Source organism: Pseudorhodobacter sp. W20_MBD10_FR17 (genome assembly GCF_052119765.1).
Taxonomy (GTDB): domain Bacteria; phylum Pseudomonadota; class Alphaproteobacteria; order Rhodobacterales; family Rhodobacteraceae; genus Pseudorhodobacter.
In genome coordinates, this window is record NZ_JBGQOQ010000056.1 from 1 (window position 1) to 13,189 (window position 13,189).

Sequence of the window (13,189 nt, forward strand, 5' to 3'; positions counted from 1 at the left end):
TTAGGGTTTTCTGGAGCAAGACCAAATCTTGTGGGTGAATCAATTTGCCACACGACTTGTGGGTAACTTCAAGAGCCCACACACCATCTTGCGTAAACCCTACAGCTTGCGGGACTTGGCAAAAACCTTACGGAACTTGCTGGAATAAGCCTTACCTTTGGCTAAGAAACGGCCCCCGAAAACCACGGCACATGCGAATACAATATGGCCCCATCGTAAAAGGAGACTATCATGTACCAACATATTTTGATTGCGATCGCTCTTGAAACCGAAAGCGATCCAAAACGCGAGCTTGAGATTGCAAAGCTGCTTGCGGGCAAAAAGACCCGTGTTACGCTTTTGCATGTCAAAGAAGCAATACCTCCTTATGCCATCGCCTATATGCCAGAAGGCTATGATACGGACCTGAGAGAAGCCATCCGCACCCAGCTGGATGACTTGGCAAAGGATTTCGAGAACGGACACGGCGTGTTGGTCGATGGTCATTCCGGTCGCACCATTCTTGAATGGGCCGATACAAACCATGTCGACTGCATCATCCTTAATTCGCACCAACCAAACTTTGGCGACTATTTTCTGGGCAGTACCGCAGCGCTGGTGGTGCGCCATGCGAAATGTTGCGTACATGTGATCAGGTAATGCGCAGCACGTCCGCCACGCGGCAATGTTTATCCCATACTCTTGCCCAATAGGGCCAGCCGAATTTGTTTTTCAACTTCGAGGATAATATAAAATACAGTCCCTATCGCGACAATCAGCGCGCCGTCGTTGATGGCTATGGGGGCCGTGCCAAAGATATTCTGCGCCAAGGGCCAATAGGTGACAGCCAGTTGTGCCGGAATGATGATAAGTATACAGAGCCATATCGCCTTGGTTCCGCGCAGGGCAGTCCATGACAGCGATGAGCCAAAGATGTTGCGGATAAAAAAGACGTGAAACATTTCCAGCACGACCAGCAAATTCAACGACATGGTTTGCGCCACTCGGGTCGGGTAGTCTTGTTCAACAGCATGGGCGAAAAGCCCGAAAACTGCGGCCATGAAAAGTGTGGCTACAAAGACCATATGCCAAACCAATTCCCCGCCGACCAAAGATGCCTCGCGTGGGCGCGGCGGCCGGTCCATTGCGCCCGGTTCCGTCGGCTCAAAAGCCAGTGCTAGACCAAGCGTGACCCCCGTCACAAGGTTAATCCACAAGACCTGCAACGGAGAAATCGGAAGAGCCAATCCAAACAGCAACGCCGCAAAGATGACACCCGCTTCGCCAAAGCTTGTCGGCAACTCGAACGCAATCACCTTTCGCAGATTCGCTTGGACGGTTCGCCCTTCGCGCACCGCCGCTGCAATTGAGGCAAAGTTATCATCCGCGAGCACAAGGTCTGCCGCCTCTTTTGTGGCCGCAGACCCTTTGATGCCCATGGCAATTCCAACATCAGCGCGTTTCAAAGCGGGGGCATCGTTTACCCCGTCGCCGGTCATCGCAACGGTCAGGACATACGCTTGAAATGCCATAACCAGACGCAGTTTGTGTTCGGGTGACGTGCGCGCAAATATATTGGTGCCTTGCACCGCCAGAGCCAGATCACCGTCGCTCATCTTATCCAAATCGGAGCCGGTCAACACGGCATCCGAATTCCTTAGCCCTATTTGCCTACCAATAGCGGCTGCAGTGCAAGCGTGGTCGCCAATGATCATCTTGACGACTATGGCCCAGCAGCCGCCCGATCATTTCTTGAGACGCAGGGCCGCGATGTCGCCTGCCCCAGCCAAGGCAACGATCTGCGCGAGCTTGCTACGGAACCGGGCGTGGGTCGGCTTAGAGAAATCCGGTTACTGCGGCAGCACCCCGCTCTGGGCCTGATCAAGGATGGCCTGCCGTTTGCCGATTACGGTAAGCAGCGACAATAGGCCTCTCTACGGCATTATTGGAACGAGCAGTATATGACACGAAGGGCGGGAACCGGTCATTCGCTGCGCTTTGCACAGACGTCAGCAATGCGGCACAAAGATGCCTGATGTAGGCGCAGCAAAGAACATGGATTTCTGGGCGGTAAGCGCAATTCCATTCGGTGGGACAATCAGGCTGGAACATTTATGCCCTCAGGTGACACGCCGATCCAGACTAGGTGCTGAACATGACTGGGCACTGTGCCCCTTCAAGCAAGTCATATGTGGCCGCCCCAAAAACGAAATCATATGCTTTGGAGTGGCCAAAGGCACCAACGACTATCAGATCGGTTCCCTTCTCAAAGGCGGTTTGGTTAACAATTTCTGCAACGCTTTTGGTCGTTCCATCATGTTGCTCCAGCGAGACTTTCAGCCCGTGCCGTGCATACATATTGGCAAGATCAATCGTATCCGATGATGCAAGCGCCGCCTGTTGTGCGACGCCCACTTGCAGGATGCATACCGCGGCACCTTCATCAACGACCGTCAAAAGATCGTGTGACGCCCGCGCCGCTTCGCGAGTATTGCTCCAACCCAACAGGATATTTTCCCCGACTGTCGGTCCCTCATATCCCCGTGGCACGACGATGACAGGACGACCGCTGTCCCGAATGACGGTGATGCGCGCATTGCGCTGGTCATAGCGTTCGTTTTCATCGTCTTTATTGGACATGATTACCAAGTCAACCGTCCGCGCGCTTTCTACCATCCGGTCCGTGGCCAAGGTTGATTGAGCGTTCAAAAGACGCCATTCACTAGGGAAGTCCTCGTTCTTTGTGTGGGTGTCAAAAATATCCCTGATCGCCTCGGCTTCTTCTTCCTGACTTTTGTTAAAAGATTCAAAGGTGGGGGCCGGAATATGCATCGCGATTCCCGGATATACAACCAAGGCCTCCAATGTGTGAAGTCCAACGAGATGCGCATTATGCTTGCGCGCAAGCGGCACTGCCAGCTTCATCAACATTTCAGCATTGTGCCGGGTTGTCAGGCAAACTAGAATTGTTCCTAAGCTCATTTTATCGTGGCCTTTCTTGGTCAGTTGGACAAAAATGGTATCAATATTCTATCAGGCACCCGATATGATTCTATCAGGCACCCGATATGGATTACTGATCCAGATCAAGACCCCCGCTGAAACTTCGTGAACGTTAGATGCACCAGGTCACGTCCATTAAGCCACCCCGGCCTCGCAATACACCCAATCCAAGCCAGGTCAGGGGGCATTTGTGTGCTGCTGAAAAGCCCCACTGCAACATGTGACCGCGTTCCTCTTTCACTTGGTTTCGCGTTGCGGCTGGTCATGCGCTGGTCACTCGCCCGCTGTCGCTTCGATCTGATGGTGCGGCGAACCCGACCCATGCCTGACCAAGCAAGAGCGGAACGAGGCTGGCAGTGACCGCGAGAACGAGACCGGCACGCCCCGGGCTCGGCAACCCCAAAAGGGCGGCCAAGGGAGGAAACCATATCGCAAGGCCGATCAATCCCAAACAAAGTGCGATGGCCCCCCAGATATATCCATTCTGCGTGATCTCGTTGCGCAATAGCCCAGAATCGCGATCTCTTAAGTTGAACACGTTCCAAAGCTGCGCCAGTGCTAGGGTCAGAAAGGCCACCGTAACCGCCGGGCCAGTTTCAAGGCCCAGCCAGAAGAGCGCACAGGCGAAGGCACCCAATGTGGCCATCGTGATGAACGCGCCGAAAATGCCAATGAGGATCCAGCACTGGCGGTTTACGATGGCTTCCGAAGGGTCGCGCGGCGGTTTGGCCATCACGCTCGCATCGCCTTTCCCAAGGCCCAATGCGAAGGCTGGGAAGACATCGGTAACAAGGTTCAGAAACAGGATTTGCAGCGGAAGAAGCGGCGTGGGCAAGCCCGCGCCCACGGCCATTCCAACGACCAGGACTTCGCTAACATTACAGGACATGAGGTAGACGACGAACTTGCGGATGTTGTCAAAGATAGTCCGTCCCTGTCGCATGGCTGCAATGATGGTCGCGAAGGCGTCATCTTGCAGAATCATATCAGCGGCCTCCTGGGCCACCTGAGTACCGCGCTGGCCCATCGCAATACCTATGTCGGCCTTTTTCAACGCAGGTGCATCATTCACACCGTCACCTGTCATGGCAACGACATGCCCCGCGTCCTGAAACAAGGACACAAGCTTGAGTTTCATTTCGGGCGAGACCCGCGCAAAAACCTCCACACCCAGTAAACGTGCGCGCTCATCTTCACTAATTGTTTTCGGATCAAACCCATTAATTTCACTGCTTTCAACAACCACCATCTCGCCGTTCCCAAGGCCTGCCTCACGCGCAATGGTCTCGGCGGTGTCTGCATGGTCGCCTGTCAGCATAATCACGCGCACGCCAGCATTGCGGCTCGCCTCGATTGCGTCTGGCACGTCTTTTCGGACAGGATCGAGCAGACAGACCAGCCCCACAAGTATGAGGCCTTCGTAAGGATCAGCATCCTTTGATGCCCTCTCTTTCATCGCGAGGGCCAACAGGCGCAACCCGCCCTGCGCTGCCTTGGAACTACGATTTATCCACTCCTGGCGCGCATCTTCGGTCAGATCCTGGGTGCCGTCTTGCCCGATGACTTCTGTACAAACGTCAATGACCGCCTCGGGTGCACCCTTGATGGCGAAGAGATGGACGTTATTGGCCTTATGCACTGTAGCCATCATCTTTTTGGCAGGATCGAAGGCATGTTCCTCAACCTCCGGGGTCTTGTCGAGAAGGCTCTCCCGCGAAGCTCCGAAATTACTCGCAGCCGCCAACAGCGCGATTTCCATCGGGTCGCCGCTCTTGCTGTCATTCGAGCCGTCCCCAAGCTCTGCATTGTTGCAAAGCGCTCCGATCCGGAGCGCCCACGCCATCGGGCTACTCGGCTCCGGCCCTTCGGTTGCCGCGCAATCCTCAGCATCCACATCACCCGTGGCAAGCAAATAGCGGACAACCGTCATGCGGTTTTCGGTCAGCGTGCCGGTCTTGTCGGTCAGGATCACCGTTGTGGCCCCCAGCGTCTCGACCGAGGACAACCGCGTGATCAACGCATTGCGCTGACTCATCCGCCACATGCCGCGCGCAAGGCTGAGAGTGGCGACGACCGGAAGCCCTTCGGGCACGGCGGCTACCGCAAGCGCAACCCCAGTTTGCACCATGATTGCCACGTCATGTCCTCGCAGAATACCAGCAAAAATGGTCAGCGCCGCAAGCGCTAACGTCAGCCAGACAAGGCGATGGCCCAGCTTGTCAAGGCGACGCTCCAGTGGAGCGACTTCACCTTCTGCGCTTTGCACTAGGTCACCGATGCGGCCAAGTTCTGTCTTCATGCCCGTCGCGGTCACGATTCCTTCACCTGCACCTTGAGTAATCGCCGTGCCCTTGAACGCCATGCAGAGACGGTCGCCGAGGGCGGAATCCTTGTTCACTGGCTCAATGTTTTTCATCACCGGTGCAGATTCCCCCGTCAGTGCGGATTCGTCCGCCTGCAGGTTCGACGCTTCGCTCAACCGAAGATCAGCGGTGACAACGTCACCCGCCTCAAGGATCACAACATCGCCGGGAACCAGTTTGTGCGCATCAATCATGCGAACCTCACCGCCTCGCCGCACCCGTGTCCGGACCTCGGCAATGCGCATCAAGGCTTCTATCGAACGCGCTGCTTTTAGTTCGGTAAAGAATCCGATGGCCGAATTGAGGATCAACACAAAGGCAATGGCAACGCCCTCGGCGATGTCACCCAGAACGAAGGATATCGCAGCTGCAGCGGTCAGAAGCCATACGATAATGCTATTGACCTGTTGCAGAAGAATCGCCAGAGCGCTTTTCTTTTTCTGTTGGCGCAGTCGGTTTGGCCCGTACGCCTCCACCCGCTTTTTCACCTCAGCCGCGCCAAGCCCCGTCTTCGGGTTAGACCTCAGCTTCTCCGCCAGTTCCTGAACGGACATGCCAAAAGCGGCATCGGTTGTGTCCTCGGGCATACTTTATCTCCATTGAACATGGTGCGGAAACCGGCTCCGCCCAACAGTCTGATACCCGATCTCGGACGGTCAAGGTCTGATGCAGATCAACGAATAAGTGCCGAATGATGCCCCAGCGCCTGAAGGATTTCGCGATCCGCGTGCGGACGCGACTGGCAGCAAAACTTATCTCACTGAATGCAAACAGCATCCATGCGCCATGCTCTGTGTCGAAACTACATTTTCCTTGGCTGCGTTGTAGCGTGGTGATCGGATTGGTCAGGGCAGTCGGTTTGCTGCATCAGCGAAGAATGCGATTTCAATCTAGCCGGTCCGTCCGGGAATTGGGATCGCAGGTGTCGCTTCGTGCTCGCGTCACTCACCCGCCGGATTTCCTTGACCTGTATCAAGGTGACGCTGATCGAGGTGGCATAGCCTGCCATGAGGGAGATAAATCATGACTTGGCCGACAATTCCCAAAGACAATGCAACTCGCACCGCGGCAAATCTGACAGATGCTGTCCGCGCTCGGTTTAGTTGGGACGACGCGCGCGACATGATGGAAGGGTTGCCGGGCGGCGGGCTTAACATCGCGCATGAGGCGGTTGATCGGCATGTCACGGCTGGCTATGGCGATCAGGTAGCGATCCGCTGGTTAGGGAAAGACAGTGAGCGGCGCGACATTACATATGCAGCGCTTGCTGCGGATGCGGCCCGTTTCGCGAACGTGCTGTCCGAGCATGGGCTGAAGCCCGGCGCGCGGGTCTTCGCCTTGATGGGCCGGGTGCCAGAACTTTATGCCGCAGCCCTTGGCACGCTGAAGGCGGGCATGACCTTCACCCCGCTATTTGCCGCCTTCGGCCCTGAGCCGATCCAGTCGCGGATGGAGATTGGCGAGGGCAACGTGCTTGTCACCACAGACGCGCTGTATCGTAAGAAGGTCGCCGCCTGGCGCAAGGAACTGGGCTCATTGAAGCTTGTGCTGATCCTAAGCGATGGCGTTCTGCCTGAGGATTGTGTGGCGTTACGCCCAGCCATGGATGCCGCCGCCGACACATTCGAGACAGTGAAAACTGCCCCAGATGACATGGCGCTGATTCACTTCACCTCTGGTACCACCGGCAAGCCCAAGGGTGCTGTTCATGTGCATGGTGCTGTCGTCGCCCATGCTACAACGGGGCGCTTCGCGCTCGACCTGAAACCCAGTGATATCTACTGGTGCACCGCCGACCCCGGCTGGGTCACAGGTACGTCTTATGGCATTATTTCGCCCTTGGTAAACCGTGTAACGATGATCGTCGACGAGGCGGAGTTCGGTTTGGACCGCTGGTATTCGATCCTCCAAGACGAGGGCGTGCAAGTCTGGTACACCGCGCCCACCGCGATCCGCATGCTGATGCGGGCAGGCAAAGAGGCGGCGAAGGGCTATAATTTCTCCAAACTGCGCTTTCTGGCCAGCGTTGGCGAGCCGTTGAATCCCGAAGGCGTGGTCTGGGGCCATGAGGTGTTCGGGCAACCGTTCCACGACAATTGGTGGCAGACCGAGACCGGCGGCATCATGATCGCCAATACCGCGGGAATGGACATCCACCCCGGCTCGATGGGCAAGCCGCTGCCGGGGATCGAGGCTGGGATCGTCGCCCGCGACGACCGCAAGGTTACCGAGTGCAAGCCCGGCGAGATTGGCGAACTGGCGCTGCGCCCCGGCTGGCCGTCGATGATGCGCGCCTATCTCAACGAAGCGGCGCGCTATGACAAATGCTTTGTCGATGGCTGGTACCTTTCGGGCGATCTGGCGATGCGGGACAAAAACGGATATTTCTGGTTCGTTGGCCGCGCCGACGATCTGATCAAATCCTCCGGCCATCTCATCGGACCGTTCGAGGTGGAAAGCGCGCTGATAGAGCATGACGCAGTGGCTGAGGCGGCGGTGATCGGCATTCCCGACGAGACAGCTGGCGAGGTGGTCAAGGCTTATGTCGCGCTGAACCCAGGCTTTGCACCCTCTGAAGAGCTGGAGCGCGACATCCGCGGCCATGCGCGCAAAAAGCTCGGACCAGCGGTGGCACCGCGCGAAATTGTGTTCCACAAGCAACTACCGAAAACCCGCTCGGGCAAGATCATGCGCCGCCTGCTCAAGGCCCGCGAGCTTGGCCTGCCCGAAGGCGATATCTCGACCCTGGAGGCGGATGAGAAATGAAAGCTGATACCAAGCCACATCTGACCCGAGCCCATGTGCAAGAACTGCTGCGCGGCATGATCCGCATTCGCCGCTTTGAGGATAAATGCGCCGAGATGTACACCCGCGAAAAAATTCGCGGATTTTTGCATCTGTATGATGGCGAGGAAGCGGTGGCGATGGGCGTGATCCCGGTTCTTGGGCCGCATGACCGCATTGTCGCCACCTACCGCGAGCATGGGCACGCCTTAGCGCGCGGTGTTGCGATGGGACCGATTATGGCCGAAATGTATGGCAAGGCTAACGGTTGTTCGGGCGGGCGCGGCGGCTCGATGCATCTGTTTGATGCAGCCACCAATTTCTACGGTGGCAACGCGATTGTTGGTGGCGGTCTGCCGCTAGCGGCGGGTCTAGGCCTTGCAGATCGGATGACCGGCGAAAAGAATGTCACCGCCTGTTTCTTCGGCGAAGGTGCTGTGGCCGAGGGCGAGTTCCACGAGACTATGAACCTAGCAGAGCTTTGGGATCTACCGGTGCTTTGGGTTTGCGAAAACAACGGCTACGCGATGGGGTCGGCGCTGGTGCGCACGGAATCACAGACCGACATTCATGCCAAGGCCACAGCCTACGGCATCGAAAGCGAAGTGGTCGACGGCATGGATGTGGTTGCCGTCGAGGCCGCCACCCGCCGCGCAGTGGCAAAGATCAGAGAAACCGGGCGCCCGTATCTGCTGGAGGCGCGCACCTACCGTTTTCGCCCGCATTCGATGTTCGACGCGCAGCTGTACCGCGACAAGGCCGAAATTGCCGAATGGCGCGAAAAGGGCCCGATCGTGAGGTTTCAGGGCTGGTTGTTGAAAAACGGCCTTATCCACGAGAGGGACATCGCCGAGATTGCCGCCGAGATCGACGCCGAGATTGCCGAGGCGGTGGATTTTGCCGAAGCCGGCGCGTGGGAGCCGCTTGAAACCCTAACGAAACATGTCATGGCCGAGGACCGCGCGGCGGCGCCCGTCGCGTCTGAACCTGAGGGCGAAATGATCGAGACGAGCTACCGCGAGGCCGTCAAGCAGGCGATCCGCGAGGCGATGACAAAGGATGACCGCGTGTTCTTGATGGGCGAGGATGTTGGCGCCTATGGCGGCTGTTATGCGGTTTCCAAGGGCTTAATGGCAGAATTCGGCGAGGACCGTATCCGTGACACGCCGCTGTCGGAATCGGGCTTTACCGGCGCGGGCATCGGTGCGGCGGCGGCGGGCCTGCGGCCAATTGTTGAGCTTATGACCGTGAACTTCTCGATGCTGGCGCTGGATCAGATCCTGAACACCGCCGCCACGATCCGGCATATGTCGAACGGCCAGTTCGGTTGCCCTGTCGTGATCCGCATGGCGACCGGCGCGGGCAAGCAATTGGCCGCACAGCATTCGCATTCGCTGGAAGGCTGGTATGCACATATTCCGGGGCTTAAGGTGCTTGCACCCGCCACATTGGAAGATGCCCGCGGCATGCTGCTGACGGCGCTTGAAGATCCCGATCCAGTTCTGATCTTTGAAAACGTCATGCTTTACAACATGGCGGGTAAGATCGGCGCGAACGCAGGTGCAGTTGATATCGACAAAGCCGCGATCCGAAGGACAGGCAAGGATGTGTCGTTGATCACTTATGGCGGCTCGCTTTTCAAAACACTGGAGGCGGCCGACGAACTGGCCAAGGAGGGCATCGAGGCAGAGGTGATAGACCTGCGCACATTGCGCCCGCTTGATGGCGAAACCATCCTCGCCTCGGTCGCGCGCACCCGCCGCGCGGTGGTGGTGGATGAGGGGTGGCGCAGCGGCTCACTTGCGGCCGAAGTGTCGGCGCGGATCACTGAAGGCGCCTTCTGGAGGCTTGATGCGCCGGTGGGCCGGGTCTGCTCGGTCGAAGCGCCGATCCCCTATGCCGCACATCTGGAGCAAGCGGCGATCCCACAGGTTGCTGCCATCATTGCCGCTGCGCGTGCGACAATGGGTAGGGGCTGATCCGATGGCCGTTTTCGCCATGCCCTCGCTCGGCGCAGATATGGAAGCGGGCACCCTAATCGAGTGGATAATCAAGCCGGGCGACACCGTCAAGCGAGGCGATGTGGTCGCGGTGGTCGAAACCCAGAAGGGCGCGATTGAAGTCGAGTGCTTTGAGGAGGGCACCGTTGAAACGCTCGACGCAGAGCTTGGGGCCACGCTTGCCGTTGGCGCTCCCTTGGCGACGATCCGCGCGCCCGGCGAAGACCCCGCAGTCTCGGCCACGGCCGCGGCGGCCCTTGAGACGCGCCTTGGGCCGGAAGCTGTGACACAAGCGTCTGCCCAGCCTGCCGAAATGCCGCCGCGCATGGCCTCTGCGCAGACCTCCACGGTGCCAGAGCCACCGCCAGCCGTGCAGCGCTCTGACCAAGCGCCACCCGCTTCTCCCGCCGCGCGGGCGCTTGCCGAAGAGCGTGGGATCGACCTTGCCATCCTGACCGGCACGGGTCCCGGCGGTGCCGTTCTCTTGGGGGATGTCGAGGCCGCAGAGCCTGCTCCAATCATTCAGGCTCCACCGACAGCCAGCGCCAAGGCGGGGCGCAAAATGGCCGCTATGCGCACGGCCATAGCCAACGCAATGGCCCGCTCGAAACGCGAGATCCCACATTACTACCTGACCCAGACCATCGACCTGCAAGCCGCCAGTGACTGGCTCGCTGCGACCAACGCAAAGCGCGCACCCGATACGCGTTTTTTGATGGGCGCACTGTTCGTCAAGGCCTCAGCCCTCGCCGCCGCCCAGATCGCGCAGATGAATGGCCATTACGATGCTGAGGGCTTTCATCCCGCCAAGGCAGTTCACGCCGGTGTGGCGGTTGCACTGCGCGGGGGCGGACTCGTGGCGCCTGCTTTGCACGATGCCGACACCCTGCCGCTCGACACACTAATGGGGCAGATGCGAGACTTGGTTGCGCGCGCGCGCAGCGGGCGTCTTCGCTCGTCGGAAATGACTGATGGCACGATCACCATTTCGGCGATGGGCGACACCGGCGCCGATGCGATGGCAGCTGTGATTTATCCGCCGCAGGTCGCGATTGTCGGCTTTGGTGCGCCGGTGTCCCGGCCATGGATTACGGGTGACACGATCACCCCGCGCATGACCGTCACCGTTACGCTTTCCGCCGATCACCGTGTAAGCGATGGACGCCGCGGCGCTAAATTTCTGGCTGCGCTCGACGCGGCATTACAGACCCCGGAGGCCCTATGACCGATGCCGAAATCCGCAATGCCTTTCTTGAAGAGCTGACCAAAATCGCCCCGGACATTGACCCGGGGCACGTCGGCGAAGATGATCACCTGCAAGACAATCTGGAACTTGACTCGATGGATTTCCTCAACCTCGTCACCGCGCTACACCAACGGATCGGGGTCGATATTCCTGAGGTCGATTATCCGAAGATCGCTACTCTGGCGCTTGCAGTCGCATATCTAAAAGGGAGGATCGGCTGAAGCCTTGGCGCTGTATCCAGTCCACGACGTCAACATTTACGATTGCCTTGTCTACCCACAGCCGCCCAAATTTCAAGTTCAACCGAACCGCCGCTCTTGCCGAGTGGCGCGGTCTATATGCGGCATAAGGCAAAGCCTCACTGTCCTCGCAGAGACGGGTTCGCATTTCTCGGACACCACCCTTGGCGCGCTTCTTAAGGCACCTTATCCGCGCAATAGCGCGTAAGCTGTCGCGGTCACCCAGCACGGTATCGCGGGAGATCAAGCGCAATTCTGCAACGCGCGGCGGAGACTTCGATTATCGCGCGATCACGGCGCAGTGGCATGCGGATCGAGCGGCGCAGCGCCCAAAGCCAAGCAAGCTGGCGACTAATCCAGCTCTACGCGATTATGTGCAGGACCGTCTCTCGGGACTGATCGCTACACCGGCGGGCATCGCCTTCGATGGTCCTGTCGTGGTATGGAAAGGGCGGCGAGCCGTTCATCGGCAAAGCCGGCGCTGGTCCTGTGCCTGGAGCCCGGAACAGATCGCGCAGCGTTTGAAGATGGACTTCCCCGAGGATCCAACCATGCGTATCAGCCACGAGGCCATCTATCAGGCGCTCTATATTCAAGGACGGGGTGCCTTGAAGCGGGAACTTTCGGCCTGTCTGCGCTCTGGTCGCGCACTGCGGCTACCCCGCGAACGCGCCCGTGGTCGTGGCAGACCCTTCCTCACAGGTGCGCTGATGATCAGCGACCGTCCGGCAGAGGTTGGCGATAGGGCTGTGCCTGGCCATTGGGAGGGCGACCTCATTCTCGGACTCGGAAGTTCAGCGATTGGAACGCTGGTCGAGCGCACAACACGCTTCACCATGCTTTTGCATCTGCCGCGCATGGAGGGCTATGGAAAGGGCGATGTGCCCAAGAACGGACCAGCGCTGGCTGGACATGGCGCTGAAGCTGTCCGCGATGCTATCGAAGGAACAATCATGGGACTTCCTGCGATTCTTCGGCGTTCTCTGACTTGGGATCAGGGTGCAGAGATGGCCCAACATGCGCAACTCCAAATCGATACGGGGCTGGAAATCTACTTCTGCGACCCACAAAGCCCGTGGCAGCGCGGGAGCAACGAAAATACCAACGGCTTGCTGCGACAATACTTTCCAAAGGGCACGGATCTCAGCCAGCACAGTGTGAATGAGTTGAGCGCGGTCGCCCATGCTTTGAACACAAGACCACGCAAAACCCTCGGCTGGAGAACTCCCGCCGAAGCTCTCGACCAGCTGCTCAAAAAGGATATAATCGAATGTGTTGCGACGACCGATTGAATCCGCCCAATACGTGTCCATTCGCTACACCGAGCGATTGGCAAAGGCGGGCATTGAGCCATCCGTTGGTAGCGTCGGCGACGCCTACGACAACGCTTTGGCTGAGACCATCAACGGCCTTTACAAAACAGAGGTCATCAGGCGGCGCAGTTCATGGAAAACCATGGAGGAGGTAGAATTGGAGACCTGTTAATTGTCACTGAGAGCTGACCCCGCGGGGGTGCGGACGAAAACTTGGACTATCTTGGAGATAGTTCATGTATAGCTACGAAGAACGAATGCG

General features: G+C 58.3%; 9 protein-coding genes and 2 pseudogenes. 8 read left to right on the top strand and 3 right to left on the bottom strand.

Features of this window, described 5'->3' with window-relative positions; all coding sequences use genetic code 11:
• The first annotated feature begins 231 nt into the window (after window positions 1-231).
• Complete coding sequence (locus ACEN2J_RS19415) at window positions 232-639, top strand: universal stress protein (protein ID WP_442108220.1); 408 nt, start codon at window positions 232-234, stop codon at window positions 637-639.
• Window positions 640-668: 29 nt separating this feature from the next.
• Here ACEN2J_RS19415 and ACEN2J_RS19420 read toward each other — a convergent pair whose 3' ends face one another.
• A complete protein-coding gene (locus ACEN2J_RS19420) occupies window positions 669-1,619 on the bottom strand; it encodes an HAD-IC family P-type ATPase (RefSeq protein ID WP_442108222.1) in 951 nt (316 codons plus the stop codon).
• A 57-nt stretch (window positions 1,620-1,676) separates the two neighbouring features.
• On the opposite strand from ACEN2J_RS19420, the gene ACEN2J_RS19425 reads away from it, so the two are divergent.
• The gene (locus ACEN2J_RS19425) at window positions 1,677-1,907 is read left to right on the top strand and encodes a hypothetical protein (protein ID WP_442108224.1); all 231 of its coding nucleotides are present in this window, start codon (window positions 1,677-1,679) and stop codon (window positions 1,905-1,907) included.
• A 214-nt stretch (window positions 1,908-2,121) separates the two neighbouring features.
• On the opposite strand, the gene ACEN2J_RS19430 is transcribed toward ACEN2J_RS19425, so the two are convergent.
• Complete coding sequence (locus ACEN2J_RS19430; RefSeq protein ID WP_442108225.1) at window positions 2,122-2,961, bottom strand: universal stress protein; 840 nt, start codon at window positions 2,959-2,961, stop codon at window positions 2,122-2,124.
• A 283-nt stretch (window positions 2,962-3,244) separates the two neighbouring features.
• On the bottom strand, window positions 3,245-5,932 hold the full coding sequence (locus tag ACEN2J_RS19435) for a cation-translocating P-type ATPase (RefSeq protein WP_442108227.1): 2,688 nt from the start codon (window positions 5,930-5,932) through the stop codon (window positions 3,245-3,247).
• Window positions 5,933-6,368: 436 nt separating this feature from the next.
• Here ACEN2J_RS19435 and acsA point away from each other — a divergent pair, with 436 nt between their 5' ends.
• The 6 genes and pseudogenes from acsA to ACEN2J_RS19465 form a co-directional block, all read left to right on the top strand.
• Window positions 6,369-8,111, top strand: a complete 1,743-nt coding sequence (gene acsA / locus ACEN2J_RS19440; RefSeq protein ID WP_442108229.1) for an acetate--CoA ligase — start codon at window positions 6,369-6,371, stop codon at window positions 8,109-8,111.
• Window positions 8,108-10,108: a pyruvate dehydrogenase (acetyl-transferring) E1 component subunit alpha gene (pdhA, locus tag ACEN2J_RS19445; RefSeq protein ID WP_442108231.1), complete on the top strand. Its 2,001-nt coding sequence runs from the start codon at window positions 8,108-8,110 to the stop codon at window positions 10,106-10,108. The genes acsA and pdhA overlap by 4 nt, the downstream gene beginning before the upstream one ends.
• Before the next feature lie 4 nt (window positions 10,109-10,112).
• Window positions 10,113-11,354 (top strand): dihydrolipoamide acetyltransferase family protein, encoded by a 1,242-nt coding sequence (locus ACEN2J_RS19450; protein ID WP_442108233.1) that lies wholly within the window; start codon window positions 10,113-10,115, stop codon window positions 11,352-11,354.
• Window positions 11,351-11,596 carry an acyl carrier protein gene (locus tag ACEN2J_RS19455; RefSeq protein WP_442108235.1) on the top strand — a complete coding sequence of 82 codons (246 nt, stop codon included), beginning with the start codon at window positions 11,351-11,353 and terminating at the stop codon, window positions 11,594-11,596. The genes ACEN2J_RS19450 and ACEN2J_RS19455 overlap by 4 nt, the downstream gene beginning before the upstream one ends.
• A gap of 206 nt (window positions 11,597-11,802) precedes the next feature.
• Window positions 11,803-12,906 (top strand): annotated as a pseudogene (locus ACEN2J_RS19460) (IS30 family transposase); the annotation flags it as partial.
• Window positions 12,907-12,910: 4 nt separating this feature from the next.
• A pseudogene (locus tag ACEN2J_RS19465) lies at window positions 12,911-13,093 on the top strand (IS3 family transposase); the annotation flags it as partial.
• Window positions 13,094-13,189 lie beyond the last annotated feature (96 nt).